Consider the following 15,468-nt stretch of genomic DNA (forward strand, 5'->3'; position numbering starts at 1 on the left):
CATCCGCGGCAACTGCAAGCACGTGCGCGCCGTCGCGAACCGCCTGGCCGCCTGAGCCTGCGCGCGCCGGGCGGCCGGTCCGTTCGAAGAGCCTCGCTGAATGCGCTCCGGCGCGACTGCGTCATCAGGAGCGCGACTGCCGCCGCGCTCATCCACAAGAACGAAGCCGAGGCGCGAGCTGTCCTCCAGCGCCTCGTCGAGCGCGGCCTTGCTGAGGCGCGCGGTGAGCGGAAAGGTCGGTCGTACCACCTTTCCGCGGCTCTCTACCCGCGGTTGGGGCACCCTGCCGGCTATGTCCGTCAGCGCGGCTTTGCGCCGATCCAGCAGGAGCAGATGCTGATGCAGGACGTCGAACGATACGGACAGATTACCCGCGGGCAGGCGGCAGAGTTGTGCCGGATCAGCCCAGACCAGGCGTCGCGTCTGCTTGCCCGTCTCGTTAGGAAGGGAGTCTTGCTGCGCCACGGTACCCGAAAGGGCGCGTTCTATACGCGACGCGTATAAATAGACGCGCGCGTTCATGGGGGATCGCGCTCGCGTATATACTGCGCATAACGCGCGTCTCTCCGGCCGTCTCGCGGCGCCGCAGCGGAGGTGAGGAGCCGAGCGTATGCCGGTCAAGTTCGACGCCAAGCCCGCCTTTCTTCGCGACCTCCTCACCCTCCCGAAGAAGGTGCAGCAGCGCGCCCTCCGCGCCATCGAGGTGATCGAACAGGACCCGCTCTTCGGCAACGGGCACGCCAAGAAGATCTTCAGCCACCGCTACACGAACGTCTACCGCTACCGCCTCGGCGACTACCGCTTGATCTACTGCCTCGGCGAGGGCTGCGCCGCCGGCCTCGCGATCGGCCACCGCGCCGACATCTACGACCGCTTCTCCGTCTTGCCGGGCGACCTCGCCGCTGGCGCAGTGCCGGACGCCCAGCCGATCGCGATCGCCCCCGCGCCCGGCATCCCGCCGGCCGTCGCCGAGGAGCCGGAGCAGCCGGCGCTCCCATTGGATGACCCGGAGGATGACCAGCTGCCCCCGCCCGACCGCACGCCGGGGTTTTTCCGTGAACTGCTCGCCGAATGGGGGGTGCCCGCAGAGCACCACGACCGCATCCTCGCCTGCCAGCGGCTCGAGGACCTGCTCGACCTCGGCCTCGACGACGAGATCGTCGAGCGCATCCTCCACTGGCAGCGCCCGCCAACGCCCCAGCAGATCGCCGAGCAGCCGACCCTCGACGTGCCGAGCCTCGCCGACCTCGAGCGCTACCTCGAAGGAACGCTGCGCGGCTTCCTCCTCAAGCTCGACCCTGAGCAGGAGAAGGTCGCCTATCGCATCCAGAAGGGCGCCCAGCTCGTGAAGGGCGGTCCCGGCTCGGGCAAATCGCTCGTCGCCCTCTATCACATCCGCCACCGCATCGCTTCGGCGCCGACGACCCCGCCCCGCATTCTCTTCGTCACCTTCACTCGAGCGCTCACCCGGGCCAGCAGCCAGCTGCTAGACAGCCTCCTTGGCGAGCAGCGGAGGCACGTCACCGTCAGCACGCTCGACGCCGTCGTCCGCGAGGTCCTCGCCAACGCCGGCGCGCCGTTCGCGGTCGCCGACGAGGGCCAGCAGGAGGCAGCGCTCAAGGCCGCGCGGCAAGCCGTTCGCCCCACGCTTGATGAGCTGACCGGCAGGGCGCTCGACGCCGTCCCCGACAGCTACCTGCGCGAAGAAATCGAGTGGGTGATCGAGGGCCGCGCCGTGCCGGACCTCGCCGCCTACCTTGCGGAGCCGCGCGCCGGCCGCCGGGTCCGCTTCGACGGCCGGCTCCGCCGCGCCGTCTGGGAGATCGCCCGCCGCTTCCGCGACCGGCTTGCCAGCCAAGGCGTCGCCACCTACAACACGCTCCGCGCCCGCGCTGCCGACGCGCTCCGGGACGGCCGCTGCAGCCTCCAATACGATGTCGTGGTCGTCGACGAGGGCCAAGACCTGCCGCCAGTCGCCCTCGCCGTCTGCGCCGAACTGTGCGCCTCGCCGGACGGACTGTATGTCACCGCCGACGCCAACCAGTCGATCTACGGGCGAGGCTACAGCTGGCTGCGCGCGCACAGCAGCCTCAACTTTCAGGGCCGGACAACCATCCTCCGCCGCAACTACCGCAGCACGCGCGCTATCGCCGCCGCCGCCGCGAGCCTCATGGGCGGCTCGGACGCCGACGCCGACAGCCTCGCCGCAACCGCCGTCCGCGAGGGACCGCCGCCCGTTCTCGCCGCCGTTCGCAATGAGAATGAGGAGGCGCGCCTCATCGCCGACTATCTGACTGCCTCGGCCGATGAGCTCCGCCTGCCGCTCAGCAGCGCCGCCATCCTCGTCCGCTTCGAGCGCATCGGGCAGGATATCGCGAAGCGGCTCCGGGAGCTCAACGTCGACGCGCGCGTCGTTCACGGCGACCAGCTCGACCTCGACGCGCCTTTCGTCAAGGTGCTGACGATGCATTCGGCGAAGGGGCTCGAATTCCCAATCGTCGTTGTTCCCCGCATCGACCGCGGCGTCATGCCCTTCCTCCAAGGGGCGGTCGGGCCCGACGCGCGAGCCGAGCGCGCTGCCGACGAGCGGCGCCTCCTGTTCGTTGCGCTCACCCGCGCCATGCGCCGCCTGCTCGTCACGCATACGCAGAACGCGCCATCCCCCTTCCTCAACGACCTTGACCGCGCGCTCTGGACGTCAGTCGCCGCCGGTTCCCGCTAGAGCGCTCCGCAGCCAGCGCTTGCCGATGGGAAGAGTATGCGTTTCGGCCGCTCCCGGGGACGCCGGCACGGCGGAGCGTCTATCATGGCACGTCGAACGTCACCTGGAGGATGCATGAGCGACGAGCCTGTTCTGGTCGAACGACGCGGTCCGAAGCTGTATCTCACTCTCAACCGGCCGCAGGTCATCAACGCCCTGACCCTCGACATGCTGCGCATCATCGACCGCGCTCTCGATGAGGCGGAGCGGGATGAGGAGATCCGGGTCGTTCTCCTGCGCGGCGCCGGCGAACGGGGCTTCTGCTCAGGGCTTGACACGAAGGTGCTCGCCGAGCTGCGCGAACGGGGCGCCGAGGAGGGGCCGCTCACCTTTGTCCGCCTCTACGCCGTCGCCAAGCGCCTCGATTCGTTTCCCAAGCCGGTGATCACGCTTGTCCACGGCCACTGCATCGCCGCCGGCGCTCAGCTGGCGACCGCAGGCGACATCGTCATCGCCGGCGAGAGCCTGAAAATGCTCGAGAACGAAATGCGATCGAGCGGCTTCAACGACGAAAGCTGGGCGATCCGGCTCGGGCGCAATCTCGGCAAGCTGCGCGCTCATCGGTTCTTGCTGCTGATGGAGCGTCTCGACGCGCTGACCGCTCAACAGCTTGGCCTCGTCACCCTCGTCGTGCCCGACGACCAGCTCGCCGCAAAGGGCGACGAGATCGCCGACCAAGTCGCTACCTATCTGCCGCAGGTGGTCTCGCGTACCCTCGAACTCGTCGAGCGAGGCGCCTACGGACGCGACTAAACGCGCCCAAAACCGGCGATACTGACGCCGTGGATCACGCGAGCGAAGGGTCGGCGCTCCTCGTCAACCTCGCCATTGCCTTAGCGTTCGCCTGGCTTGGCGCCGTGGTGAGCGCACGGCTGCGCATCTCGCCGATCCTCGGCTATATCCTCGCCGGCATCGCCCTCGGGCCGTATACGCCGGGCTTCCGGGGCGATCTCGAGACGGTGAGCGCCATCGCCGACCTCGGGGTCATCCTGCTGATGTTCACTGTCGGCGTCGACGTCTCGCTCCGCCGCTTGGTCGAACTCGGCTGGACAGCCTTTCTCGCCGGCGGCGTGCAGGTCGCAGCGACACTCGCGGTCGCCTTCGGCGTGGGCGCGCTTTTCGGCTGGCCCTTCGCCGAGGCGTTCTGCTTCGGCACCGCCATCGCGATCTCCTCGAGCGTTGTCACCGGCAAGCTGCTGAACGAGCGCGGCGAGACCGGCTCAACCCACGGCCAGATCGCCTTTGCCATCTCTACCGTCCAAGATCTCGCCACGATCGGGCTGGTGATCGTCCTCCGCTCGCTCAGCGGCGACCATGGAACCACGCCGGGCGACGTCGCGCTCGCTATCGGCAAGGCGTTTCTCTTTTTTATCATTCTCGTTCCGATCGGCGTGCGGCTCTTTCCTTGGCTGTTCGAGCGCGTCGCGCGGCTGCGCAACCGCGAAGTGTTCGCGCTCACCGTCGCCGCGGTAGCGCTCGCGGTCGCTTCGAGCGCCACGCTCTTTGGCCTGTCGCTCGCGCTCGGCGCCTTTATCGCCGGCATCGTCGTCAGCGAGTCGGAGCTGTCGCACCGCATCCTCGCTACCGCCGGCCCCTTGCGCGACATCTTCGCCGGCATCTTCTTCGTCTCGGTCGGCATGCTGCTCAACCCGTCGGCTGTTGTGGCGGACTGGCGCCTCGCGCTGACCGTTCTTCTCCTCATCATGGTTGTCAAGCCCGCAATCATCGCGGCGATCGTGCGCGCCATCGGCCACCCCTGGCGAACCGGCGCGCTCGTGGCCGGCGTGATGGCGCACTCGGGGGAGTTTTCGTTCTTGCTCGCCTCCACCGGACTGACGCTCGGCATCCTCTCGTCCGACGTCTTCGCGCTCATCCTCTCCGGCTCGCTCGTCTCGATGATCGCCGCGCCCGGCTCCTACCGCCTCGCCCGCGCTGTCGGCGAACGCCTGCGCCGTCCTCTTCCGCCGACCGAGATCGCCTCCTTGATCGAGGCGTCGCCGCGTCCTCCAGCCGTGATCCTCGGCTACGGCCGCGTCGGCCAAGTGATCGGCAGCGCGCTCGCCCGGCGGGGCCTCTCGTTTGTCGCCGTTGATGAAGACCCAGAGGTTGTCCGGCGGCTGTGGGCGCAGGGACGGCCGGCCATCCTCGGCGAGGCCGACAATCCCTTCCTGCTTGACCAGCTTGGACTCGAGCATGCCCGATTGCTGATCATCGCCCTGCCCGACGCGCTCGCGACGCGGATCGTCGTCGAGCATGTCCGCTCCACCTATCCCCGCCTCCCGATCATCGCGCGCTGTCATTCCCTCGCCGAGCAGGAGCATCTCCTCAAACTCGGCGTCCAGGAAGCCGTCGTCGGCGAGATCGAACTGGCGATCGAGATGACCCGCTTTGCCCTCCGCCGCTTCGGGATCAGTGCCGCCGAGATCCAAGGAATGCTGCAGCGGCTTCGCTCACACCACGAGCCCTCAGAGTGGTGACCGCCGCTCACCGGACCGAGCGGTCGGGATCCGATCCGGCCGCTGCCGGCAGTTCGCGCCGCTCGAGGAGACGCTGCCCCTCGCGCCACCACCTCGGGTCGCCATGGTCACGATGCCACAGCCAATGCTCAACGCCCCAGAGCGCGATATCGGAGAAGCCGAAACTCGCAAGCCTCGCGACGAGCGGAGCAATATCGTGCGGCCGAAAGCTGGGCGTCTCGAAATGACGATACACCTTGTCTCCCGGCTCCCACGGCTTGGCCTGACATTCGGCGATCATCACGCGCTTGCCCGCCGCGAGGACAGCATCGCGCCAGGCAAGAAGCGCGCCGTAATCGTCGGGGTCGATCGCCCGCAAGTAGGACGGCAGCCCGAAAAACTTCCACCCGATGTTCGGGTAGACATCGAGACCGACGATATCCGCAAGCGCGATCAGCGCCCGCTCTGACCGCATGCCGAAGAGCGGCACCGTGACCGGCTGGGCGGCGAGCCGCCACTGCAGGCTCTGCAGGCCGGTCACAAGGCGGTGCGTCCCCACATAGGCAGTCAGCAGAATCGGCCGCCCGAGCCGATCCGCGCTCCGCACAATCGCCACCTGCTGGCGAAGATACGGCTCATCAAGCGTCCAGCCGTGCTCCGTCAGCACCGGCTCGAACGGCTCATTCTCAACTTGCAGCACCGTGATCTCCGGCGCTGCGGCATAGCGCTCGGCCACAGCGCGCGTAAACGCGTGCGCAAGCGCAGCAAGGCGCGGGTCGCGCGTGATCAGGCCAGTCGGCGGCAGCCAGACCGACTCGTGCACCCACCACGGCAGGTGGTATTCCGGCCACACTGGCGCTTTCATGCCGAGAGTCAGGATGACGGGAATGCCGCGCCGCGCCGCCTTTTCGAGATAGCGCTCAAGACGTCCCCAGTCGAATTTCCCTTCCCGCTGCTCGAGTTCGTTCCAGTAGGCGCCCAGCCGGATGAAATCAAGATTGAGCGAGAGGATCTCGTCGAACGCCGCGGGCGCGTCGAGGTCCATATAGCTGGCCTCAAGCGGGCTGAAATTCGCGCCGAGACGGAGCGTTTCGGTCGGCGCCGGCAGCGCGGGGGCGGCCGAGGCTGGCTGCCAGATGAACGGCGCGGCGAGGTCGAGCGCTGCCACGCCGCCGACGACGGCCCCAATCCGCGCAAGCAGCGTTCGGCGGGTCAGCCGGCTCATCCTCGCCGCTCCGCTAGGATCACCTCGGCAGCCCGGCGAGCAGCATCCGGCCGCCCCAGCCGGCGCGCGCCCTCGGTCAGCCGAGCCAGCTCGGCCGGCTGCTGCGTCAGCTTGCGCAGTGCCTGCACCACCTGCGCCGGGGTGCGCGTGCGGTAGCCGGCGCCGTGGCGCTCCACCCATTCGTCGTTGCCCTCCTCCTGCCCGGGCAGGACGTGGGTGATGAGAAGCGGCCGCCCCGCCGCGAGGCACTCGACGATCGACTGCGGGCCGCCTTTCGAGACGACGATATCGCTTGCCTTGATCAGGTCGGGCATATTGTGCGCGAAGCCGAACACTTTGGCGGGGGTGAACAGCGGCAAAGAGTCGATCGCCGCCTTGGCACGCTGATTGCGACCAGTGACGACAAGCAGCTGGATCGGCAGCCCTGCTTGGTCGATGACATTGACGAGCGCCGGCAAATTGCCTGTCCCCTCTCCGCCGCCGATGACCAGAACTGTCAGCCGCGTGGGGTCGAGCCCGAGCGCGACCCGCAATTGCCGGGGGTCGCTCGGGGTAGCGAACGCTCGCCCCACCGGGATCCCCGTCAGCACAATCCGGTCGCGAGGAACGCCGTACGTGACGAGCAGGTCGGCGCCCTCTGGGGTCGGCGCGGTATAGCGCTCGACCTCCCCGCGCACCCAGCTGCAATGGAAGCGGACAAGGTCTGGAATGACGACGACCATCGGCGTCGCTACCCCTTCCGCCTGCGCCGCTTTCACCATCGGCCGGATGACGAGGGCATGGACCGAAACTATGACATCGGGCTGGTAGCGGCGAAGCAGTACCCGCCCTCGCCGAACGAGAACGGCCTCGTTCGCTGTCGCAATCCTCTCGAAGAGAGCTGGCCGGTTGGTCAGGTGATAGGCAAGCCCGTACAGCCAAGGCGCGGCGCGGATGACGGTGCCGTAGCTATGGATGAGCCGGTCGACGAAACGGCGGCGCTTGCCGAGGGCGAAGAGGTCGACAATCGGGGCGTCGATCGCCGGGTCGATCGCCTCAAACGCTTCGACGAGAGCGCGACAGACCGCGCGGTGGCCGCCACCCGTGTCCGACATCATCAGGAGGATGGTGGTCATCTGACAGGGGTGGAGTATACCGCGCCTTTCGCGCCGCGCTCAGATATGCTACGGTCAAGAAGCGATCGCGCACATCGGGAGATGTCCGCATGACCGGAGAACGGCTGCACAAAGTTCTCGCCGCCGCAGGCGTCGCCTCTCGACGCCGCGCCGAGCGGATGATCCTCGAAGGGCGGGTCTCGGTCAATGGGCGGGTGGTCCGCTCGCTCGGCAACAAGGTCGAGCCGACCCGCGACCGCATCGTCGTCGATGGGAAGGTGATCCGGCTGCCCGAGACTCATCGGTATCTGCTCGTCAATAAGCCTGCCGGTGTCCTGACCACGGTCTCCGACCCCTTCAACCGTCCGACGGTGATCGACCTCGTTCGCCATTCGGTCACCGACGCCGAGGGCAACCGCCAGCGGCTCTACCCAATCGGCCGCCTCGATCTCGACAGCGAGGGGCTGCTGCTCCTGACCAACGATGGCCAACTTGCGCATCGGGTCAGCCATCCGAGCACCGGTCTGGAGAAAGAGTACCGCGTTCGCGTGCGCGGCACGGTGACGGAGGAGAAGCTGGAACGGCTGCGCACCGGTATCATGCTCGACGGGAGGCCGACCGCCCCCGCAGTGGTCGAGCTGGAGCGGCAGGAGGGGCCAAGCGGCGCGGTCCTGCGGTTCGTGCTCCATGAAGGACGGAAGCGTCAAGTCCGGCGGATGTGCGAGGCGGTTGAGCTGCGCGTTGTGCGGCTCGTCCGCACGCGCATCGGTCCCATCGAACTTGGCAGCCTGCGGCCCGGCCAGTGCCGCGACCTGACCGAGCGGGAAGTTGCGCTCCTGCGCCAAGCCGTCGGTCTTGGAGATGCCGCCGCGTGAAGGCACTGACGATCGCCATCGACGGCCCGAGCGGCGCCGGCAAGAGCGCTCTCGCCGAGGCGCTTGCGCGCCGGCTGGGATACCGCTACCTCGACACGGGGGTGTGGTATCGGGCAGTCGCGCTCGCCGCGCTCCGCGCCGGGATCGCCGTCGACGATACGGCGGCGCTGACCGCGCTCGCGCAACGGCTCGATATCCGCATTGAGCCGACTGGCCCCGCCGATGGCCGGCAATACACCGCCCTGCTGAACGGCGAGGATGTCACCTGGGCAATCCGAGAGCGGCCGGTCGAGCAGATCGTCTCGGAAGTTGCCGCGGTTCCCGGCGTTCGCACGGCGGTCGTCGCCCAGCAGCAGCGGCAGGCGGGGGCAGGCGGCGCAATCCTCGCCGGCAGAGATATCGGCACCGTGGTCCTTCCCAACGCTGACCTGAAAATCTATCTCAACGCCTCGCCGGAAGTGCGCGCGCGGCGCCGGCTGGAGCAGCTGCGCGCCCGCGGAGTTGCGGCTGACTACGACACGGTGCTCGCCGATATCTATCACCGCGATCAGATCGACTCATCGCGCGAGATGTCGCCGTTGCGCCGCGCCCCGGACGCGATCGAAGTGCGCAATGACGAGGTGTCGCTCGACGAACTGGTCGATCAGGTGTTTCAGCTTGTGGAGGAGAGAAGACGTCACGTCTGCAGCGCCCGATAGACCTCGGGCTTCGCCTGATTGTTGCGCTGGTCGCTCGCGCGCAGGTCGAAGGGCGGGAACGCGTGCCGCGCGAGGGAGCGCTGCTGCTTGTCGCAAACCATCTCAGCTGGGCTGACCCGCCGCTGCTTGTCGCGACCTCGCCGCGGCTCCTGAACTTCATGGCCAAGGCAGAGCTGTGGGAAAATCCGATCCTCGCCTTTCTCGGCCGGCACCACGGCGAACTGCGCGTCCGGCGCGGCGAGGCCGATCGCCACGCGATCCGCGATGCAGAAGCGCTGCTCCGGCGCGGGGGTTTCCTCGGGCTGATGCCGGAAGGAACGCGCAGCAAAACAGGGGGGCTGCAGCCGGGAAAGCCCGGAGCGGCGTACCTCGCCCTGCGCTGCAATGTGCCGATCCTTCCCGCCGCTGTCTGGGGCACTGAGGCAATCAAGAAGCCGACGGACCTGCTTCGGCGCCCGCGCGTCCATGTCGTCTTCGGCGAGCCGTTCACGCTCGACCCGAGCTTGCGCAAGCATCTCGAGGTCGCCACCGACCAGATCATGCGCGCCATCGCCGCGCTGCTGCCCGAGCGCTACCGGGGCGTTTATCGGGACCCCTCGCCGAGGTCGGCGGCGCCATCTCCCGCCGGAAGCAGCTGACCGCGCAGCGCCGCCTGCACTCGGCGCAGCGCCTCGACCAGCGGCCGCGGTTCGTCGCCGTCGATAGCCCAGCGTCCTGGCAGGTCGGGCAGACTGTCCCACGCCTCAAACGAGAGAAAGCCCGCCACCTCGATGCCCGCCAGCTCCTCGGTCGGCAGTTCGCGCTCATCGAGGGCGCGGAGCAGCGCGACCCGCCCGTGCTGGTCAACGGGCTCGATCGACCAGAACTCCGGCAGCGGATCGATTAGCAGCCAGAGGACATCCTCGGCCGGGCCGTCCCACAGCGCGCTCGCACGGCGAATGCTCATCGGCTGGAGCTCGGAAAGAGGGTGGAGACGAGGAATTCGGCAACCTCGTGCTCCGCGCACTGGGGCGACAGGCCCTGCTCCTCAACGAGGGTCTGCCAGGCAGAGAATGAGGTCAAGCTGTACGTTATGGTGATTGCGCGGGCGAGGGGGAGACAGAGCGCGCCGCGGCTTTCTGCGTTGCGCAAAATCTCCGCAATGATCGCTCGTCGGCGGGCGCGGACCCGAGCGACAGCTTCCTCGAGATCGCGCGAGCCGCGGAGGCGAAGAATGACGCGGAGCAGCGGCGCATTTTGCGCGTAATCCCTGAAACAGGAGCGAATGAGGCTCCGGAGCTGCGCGGCCGGCGCTGTCTCCGTCGTCTCCCACTGTTTCTGTTCTTCCCACTCAAGCCGCAGCATATCGTACGCAGCGGCAAACAGCTGGTCACGCGAGTTGAAGTGGTAATAAATCGTTCCCGGCGCGACATCGGCGCGCTCGGCAACTGCCTGCAAGGTGACCGCATCGGGACCGACCTCGACGATCAGGTCAAGCGCAGCGCGCAGCACGCGTTCGCGCGTCGCAGCCGTCAATTGGGCCCGTCGGGCCATAGAATATGGTCGTGGCACTGTCCTCTCCGCACTCGCTCCCGCGCACCAATCGGCAGGACGAGCGATGGCAGATATACGATGCGCCTAGCGCCGCCTTATGGGGCGCGCACCGGATAGTAGCGGAATGGCGCCACGCGGAGAGGCCCATCACCCCGGCGCCAGCACCAGCAAGCAGATGCTGCTGTTCGTCGTGACACCGGCGAGCGAGACGACGTGCGCCGCTCTCTCAACCGACGACGGCACAGTTCGGCACGCGGTTCACGGAAAGAGCCGATACAAAACATCCCCTTCTTTGCACTTTAATTGTATGATGCACTTTGGTCAAATCGGCTAGTCCCATCGATCGGAGAGGTTCGTTATGGCCCGACACTCCTCGCGCCTCAGCCGACGCCGTTTCCTCGGCTACACCGCAGTCTTCAGCGGCGCGACCCTCCTCGCGGCGTGCGCGCCGGCGCAAGCGCCGCAGACGACAACCCAAGCGCCGACCGGCGGCGTCGCTCCCGGCACTCCGGCTGCGCCGACGCCGCGCGGCTCAATCACCTACGCTGCCGCCGGCCTCGCAATTGCGACCCTCGACCCTCACCACCTGACCCCTCCTGCCGACTTTGCCGTTCGGCTCGCCTTCGACTCGCTTCTCGCGCCCGATGAACGCGGCCAGATCAAGGAAGTGCTCGCGACGTCTTACCGAGCGCTTGACCAAACGACGTGGGAATTCAAGCTCCGGCCGAACGTCCGCTTCGCGTCCGGCAACCCCCTCACCGCCCAGGCGGTGAAGTGGAACTACGACCGGGTGAGCAATCCGGAGAACAAGCTCGGTCTCGCCGCTCGCATCCCCACCTATGACTCGTCGGAAGTGGTCGACGAACTGACCATCCGCTTCCGGACCAAAACGCCAGACCCGATCTGGCCGCGGCGCACCTTCTCAATCCTGATCGCCGACCCCGCGGAAGGGCAGAAGCCCGGCTTCGCCAGCAACCCCGGACCGAACGCCGGCAGCGGCTTGTTCCGGATCACCGCTTTCGACCCCGGCCGTTCGGCAACGCTCGAAGCCGTCACTAACAGCTGGCGGGGCGCGCCGCGGCTCGCCAAAATCGAGATCCGTTCGGTGCCAGAGCTCGGCACCGTGATCGCTGGCCTCCGCACCGGCGATATCGACCTAACGCTGCTCGCCGCCGACCGGGTCGAAGACATGGTTCGCGCCGGCCTGCGCAACGCCCAAATCGCCCAGGCGAACATCTACCAGCTCTGGTTCACGACAAACCGCGGCGGACCGATCGCCGACCGGCGCGTTCGCCAAGCGATCGCCTATGCCATCGACAAGGAGGCGATCATCAAGGAGCTGTACGCTGGAGCGGGCAGGGTCGCCTCGCAATGGGTCGGCGAGGACGGCTTCGGCTACAACCCCAATCTGCGGCCCTACCCCTACGACCCCAACCGAGCGAGGCAGCTGCTCGCCGAAGCAGGCTATGCCGGCGGCCTGACCCTCAACGCCGACTTCCTCGGCACCTCGCTTGTCTTCGCCGGCTTCCAGAACGCCACCGAAGGCTATCTGAACGAGGTCGGGATCAAGCTGAACATCAACCCGCTGGAGACGAATGTCTTTGTCCAGCGCGTGTTCAGCGGCCCGCGCGCGCCGATCATGTCGAACGGCGTCCAATATGGCCCTGCCTTCGACGCCGACTTCTCGCTCAACTGGTTCAGCAATAAGATCCAGCCGCCCGACGCCGTCATGTTCGACAACCCGCGCTTCCAGCAGCTGTTCGACCAGAGCCGGGCCGAGTTCGACATGAACAAGCGCCGAGAGCTGCTGCAGCAGGCCCAAGCGATTCTCCACGAAGAATTCGCCGGCGTCCCCATCATGCAGCCACTCGATAACTGGGTGCACAACCCCCGTCTCGAGAACTTCCGGCCGCACCCCGTCGGCCTCGGCTATATCGACTGGCAAAATATCTCCGTCTCGCGCTGAGAATATCCCGCCGTTCCGAGAGGGAGCGGCCCGCACGAACGGCCTCGACAGGGCGGTCGTGCACGGGCCGCTTCCTCGTCGTTGCCGAAAAGTGTTCTCTCAGCTGCTCGACACCCCTCCCTTTTCCGTCCCGCATCCGCGGAGACCGGCACCGTACCGCTGAGCGCCGCTGGAGCAGCCGTTTTCGCCCGAGCAACGGCCGTACACGCAGCCTACAATTCCTTGCGATGCACGGGACGGCAGCCCGGCCAGAGCTGAGCGCAGGCCGAGCCGCATTCCCAAAGGCAGCTTCGCCCGCATTCCGCCTCGCGGCCGCTCCTCCAAGCAGCAGCACGCTCGTCACCGCGAGCGCTGAACAGGGCTGGCAGCCCACGTTCCCCTCGACAAGGAGAGGGCAGGGCAGATGACTGTGTGGCATCCGGCGATGAAGAACGCGGCGTCGTGGCTGCACGGCGTCGCGCCGGGATTGGCGGTCGTCTTAGCAGTGGCGATCACCGCTCGCCTCATCGGCCGCTTCGTGCCGGCCACGATCAGCGAGGTGCTGGTCGCCGTCGTGCTCGGCCTGCTCATCGCCAACACCCTCCGTCTTCCCGCTGCTGCTGCCCTCGGCATTCGGCTTGCCGTCCAACGGGTGCTTCGCCTCGGCATCATCCTGCTCGGAGCGCGGCTGTCGCTCGGCGACGTGGTCGCGATCGGCAGTCAAGCGATCCTCCTGATCGCCGTCTTAATGGCGGTCGCCCTCGTCTTCGCCTACAGCGTCGGCCGGCTGCTCGGACTGCCGCGGCGGCTGGCACTGCTGATCGGTGTCGGCACGGCCGTCTGCGGCAACTCGGCGATCATCGCTACCGCTCCGGTCGTCGAAGCGAAGGAGAGCGAGGTCAGCTTCGCCGTCGCGACGATCACCCTATTCGGCACCCTCGCCGTCTTCGTCTACCCGCTCATCGGAGCCGCCCTTCAACTTTCCCAGACGGTCTTCGGGCTGTGGTCCGGCACGGCGATCAATGACACCAGCCAGGTGGTAGCCGCCGCCGCCGCCTACGGGACGGCGGCGCTCGGCACAGCCACAGTGGTGAAGCTGACGCGCAACGCGCTGATGGCGCCGCTTCTGCTCGGCATTGCCTGGTGGTGGGGACGGGGCGCAGCGGCAGCGCGCCGCGGCGCAGCGGGCGCAGTCCCCCTGTTTGTGCTCGGCTTTCTTGCCGTCGTCGCGCTGCGGACAGTCGGGCTGATCCAGCCGCCGCTGACGCTCTGGCTCGACGAAGGAGCGCGCTTCTGCATCCTGCTCGCGCTCGCCGGCGTCGGCCTGAACACCTCGCTCGCTACGCTGCGCGCGATTGGGCTCGCTCCCTTCCTGCTCGGGCTCGGCGCAGCGCTGATCGTCGCCGCCCTCAGCCTGAGCCTAATCACCGCCTTCGGCCTCGGCTGAGCACGGTGCTTCCTCGCTGGACGAAGCAGCCGCCGACTGCGTACGAGGGCAAGGCACAGCGCGCCGGCGGGGTCTCGGCGAACGGCGGTCGGCACGCGCCGCCCTTCTGGGCCGGACTGCCCGTCTCCCTCCTGCTCGGCCTCATGCCGGCGGCCGACGAGGAGAGGCCGAACGCGTGCCCGCCGGCCGCGGTGCGGTCGACTATCCTCCTGAACCGCACCGTCCTCCTCCGGCGCATTTCAAGCACGAGCGAGGGTGGAGGAGAGCGATGCTGAGGCAACGACAGTTCCTCGGGCTGACAGACGCCCCGCTGAGGGCGGAGGCGTTGCGAGCAGCGCTCCTTGCGCGATCGAGGCGGCGGGCAGACCTATCCTCTTCGGGATCGGTATTTCCATCGAGCCGTTCCGCTCGTCGGACCGGCGACGCCGTCGGCGCGCAGCGGCCTCAGCGCCTTCAACGCCCGGCTGCAGCAGCGCCATCGCGACGATCGCTGGCTGCTCGCCGCAATCGCGGAACGCCCCGGCGGCCGGCTGACGGTCCAGACACACCACCCCATTCACTGCCGTTGCCCTCTCGCGCGGCGAAACCGTCTTCACCGACCTTGAAGCGCGGGGACATGGGATCGCGCTGCACTTCCACAAGGATGCCCCCTCGGGCGCGATCCGGAGCGACTGCCGGTCGACCTCTGGGCAGCGGCGAAGGCCGCCCAGATCGCCGTCATCCGGGCGCTCGGCGCGCGGTCGATCCGCTCTTGGAGCGGTGGCAATCTCTATCCCGGCCTCCTCGAGGCAGCTGCGCGCGCCGAGCGCAAGGTGTTCGGCGACTATACGCCCCGACGACGCCGGCTCGCGCCGCTTGCCGATGCCGGACAGCGCGAGTGCCTATTTCGCGGTCCTCCGCCGAAGCGTCGCCGCCTCAATCGCGGCCGCGGGCGCCGACCAGGTCAACGCCCTCGCAAGGCATCCCGTGAATTCCGGCGCGGTCCGGCCGACCGCACGCCGTGCTGCAGCAGCTCCTGAGGGCATGATCGCCCCGCCGTCCGCGGGGAAGCAGTGCAGTAGGCAACGTTCTCCGAGATGGCCGATGCTGACCGTGCGTGGGAAGCCGCGAAGTCCAGCCAAGCGCTGCACGCCGGCGACGGGACCGCCGGCCAGCTCGTTTTCCCCACCATCCCGCGAGGGGCGCCGATTGGCGGCCGCCTTAGAAGACGGTGACACCTCCCGTCACCCGAGCCCGCTGCTTGCCGCTCGGCGGCGGCACGATGCGCCGCCTCTCCCGCCGCTCTGCTGTCCCCGCTGCGCCCTTCACCTTCGCGATCACCGCGCACGACTGCCGCAAAGCTGGATGCACGCGCCGGAACAGGGAGGAGCATCCAGCATCCGCTGACGCCGCGCGGTTACGCTGCGTCGGAGCGAGTGCCCGCCCTCGGGAGAG

General features: G+C 68.0%; 13 protein-coding genes. 8 read left to right on the forward strand and 5 right to left on the reverse strand.

What is annotated here, in order from left to right; translation table 11 throughout:
* Positions 1-522 (reverse strand): hypothetical protein (locus NZ773_08250; protein MCS6801915.1); only part of this gene is annotated, 522 nt, incomplete at its 3' end.
* A gap of 88 nt (positions 523-610) precedes the next feature.
* Here NZ773_08250 and NZ773_08255 point away from each other — a divergent pair.
* The 3 genes from NZ773_08255 to NZ773_08265 all read left to right on the forward strand — a co-directional run bounded on the left by NZ773_08255 (position 611) and on the right by NZ773_08265 (position 5,238).
* Entirely contained in the window at positions 611-2,722 is a 2,112-nt protein-coding gene (locus NZ773_08255; GenBank protein MCS6801916.1) for a UvrD-helicase domain-containing protein, read from the forward strand.
* 114 nt (positions 2,723-2,836) lie between these two features.
* Positions 2,837-3,514, forward strand: coding sequence for an enoyl-CoA hydratase/isomerase family protein (locus NZ773_08260; GenBank protein ID MCS6801917.1), 678 nt, complete (start codon positions 2,837-2,839; stop codon positions 3,512-3,514).
* A 29-nt stretch (positions 3,515-3,543) separates the two neighbouring features.
* On the forward strand, positions 3,544-5,238 hold the full coding sequence (locus tag NZ773_08265) for a cation:proton antiporter (GenBank protein MCS6801918.1): 1,695 nt from the start codon (positions 3,544-3,546) through the stop codon (positions 5,236-5,238).
* 7 nt (positions 5,239-5,245) lie between these two features.
* Here NZ773_08265 and NZ773_08270 read toward each other — a convergent pair whose 3' ends face one another.
* Both NZ773_08270 and NZ773_08275 read right to left on the reverse strand, forming a co-directional pair.
* On the reverse strand, positions 5,246-6,442 hold the full coding sequence (locus tag NZ773_08270) for a beta-galactosidase (GenBank protein MCS6801919.1): 1,197 nt from the start codon (positions 6,440-6,442) through the stop codon (positions 5,246-5,248).
* A complete protein-coding gene (locus tag NZ773_08275) occupies positions 6,439-7,557 on the reverse strand; it encodes a hypothetical protein (GenBank protein ID MCS6801920.1) in 1,119 nt (372 codons plus the stop codon). Before NZ773_08275 ends, NZ773_08270 begins: the two co-directional genes overlap by 4 nt.
* A gap of 89 nt (positions 7,558-7,646) precedes the next feature.
* Between NZ773_08275 and NZ773_08280 the strand changes: the two genes are divergently transcribed.
* The 3 genes from NZ773_08280 to NZ773_08290 are packed head-to-tail and all read left to right on the forward strand — an operon-like array spanning position 7,647 to position 9,747.
* A complete protein-coding gene (locus NZ773_08280) occupies positions 7,647-8,411 on the forward strand; it encodes an rRNA pseudouridine synthase (GenBank protein ID MCS6801921.1) in 765 nt (254 codons plus the stop codon).
* Complete coding sequence (gene cmk, locus NZ773_08285; GenBank protein ID MCS6801922.1) at positions 8,408-9,109, forward strand: (d)CMP kinase; 702 nt, start codon at positions 8,408-8,410, stop codon at positions 9,107-9,109. Before NZ773_08280 ends, cmk begins: the two co-directional genes overlap by 4 nt.
* A 26-nt stretch (positions 9,110-9,135) precedes the next feature.
* Positions 9,136-9,747 (forward strand): 1-acyl-sn-glycerol-3-phosphate acyltransferase, encoded by a 612-nt coding sequence (locus NZ773_08290; GenBank protein MCS6801923.1) that lies wholly within the window; start codon positions 9,136-9,138, stop codon positions 9,745-9,747.
* On the opposite strand, the gene NZ773_08295 is transcribed toward NZ773_08290, so the two are convergent.
* Both NZ773_08295 and NZ773_08300 read right to left on the reverse strand, forming a co-directional pair.
* Positions 9,693-10,055 (reverse strand): hypothetical protein, encoded by a 363-nt coding sequence (locus tag NZ773_08295; GenBank protein ID MCS6801924.1) that lies wholly within the window; start codon positions 10,053-10,055, stop codon positions 9,693-9,695. The two genes, NZ773_08290 and NZ773_08295, sit on opposite strands and share 55 nt — an antisense overlap.
* Positions 10,052-10,642 carry a TetR/AcrR family transcriptional regulator gene (locus NZ773_08300; GenBank protein ID MCS6801925.1) on the reverse strand — a complete coding sequence of 197 codons (591 nt, stop codon included), beginning with the start codon at positions 10,640-10,642 and terminating at the stop codon, positions 10,052-10,054. The genes NZ773_08295 and NZ773_08300 overlap by 4 nt, the downstream gene beginning before the upstream one ends.
* A 358-nt stretch (positions 10,643-11,000) precedes the next feature.
* Here NZ773_08300 and NZ773_08305 point away from each other — a divergent pair, with 358 nt between their 5' ends.
* Positions 11,001-12,608, forward strand: a complete 1,608-nt coding sequence (locus NZ773_08305) for an ABC transporter substrate-binding protein (GenBank protein MCS6801926.1) — start codon at positions 11,001-11,003, stop codon at positions 12,606-12,608.
* Positions 12,609-13,011: 403 nt separating this feature from the next.
* The gene (locus NZ773_08310) at positions 13,012-14,034 is read left to right on the forward strand and encodes a putative sulfate exporter family transporter (protein MCS6801927.1); all 1,023 of its coding nucleotides are present in this window, start codon (positions 13,012-13,014) and stop codon (positions 14,032-14,034) included.
* Positions 14,035-15,468 lie beyond the last annotated feature (1,434 nt).

The organism is Dehalococcoidia bacterium (assembly GCA_025054935.1).
Taxonomy (GTDB): Bacteria; Chloroflexota; Dehalococcoidia; order SpSt-223; family SpSt-223; genus JANWZD01.

What these genes read in the sequence shown, in the direction of transcription:
- NZ773_08260 (MCS6801917.1), top strand. Translation starts at nt 2,837, where the DNA reads ATGAGCGACGAGCCTGTTCTGGTCGAACGACGCGGTCCGAAGCTGTAT.
- NZ773_08280 (MCS6801921.1), top strand. Translation starts at nt 7,647, where the DNA reads ATGACCGGAGAACGGCTGCACAAAGTTCTCGCCGCCGCAGGCGTCGCC.
- NZ773_08305 (MCS6801926.1), top strand. Translation starts at nt 11,001, where the DNA reads ATGGCCCGACACTCCTCGCGCCTCAGCCGACGCCGTTTCCTCGGCTAC.
- NZ773_08255 (MCS6801916.1), top strand. Translation starts at nt 611, where the DNA reads ATGCCGGTCAAGTTCGACGCCAAGCCCGCCTTTCTTCGCGACCTCCTC.
- NZ773_08295 (MCS6801924.1), bottom strand. Translation starts at nt 10,055, where the DNA reads ATGAGCATTCGCCGTGCGAGCGCGCTGTGGGACGGCCCGGCCGAGGAT.
- NZ773_08310 (MCS6801927.1), top strand. Translation starts at nt 13,012, where the DNA reads ATGACTGTGTGGCATCCGGCGATGAAGAACGCGGCGTCGTGGCTGCAC.
- NZ773_08270 (MCS6801919.1), bottom strand. Translation starts at nt 6,442, where the DNA reads ATGAGCCGGCTGACCCGCCGAACGCTGCTTGCGCGGATTGGGGCCGTC.
- NZ773_08275 (MCS6801920.1), bottom strand. Translation starts at nt 7,557, where the DNA reads ATGACCACCATCCTCCTGATGATGTCGGACACGGGTGGCGGCCACCGC.
- NZ773_08300 (MCS6801925.1), bottom strand. Translation starts at nt 10,642, where the DNA reads ATGGCCCGACGGGCCCAATTGACGGCTGCGACGCGCGAACGCGTGCTG.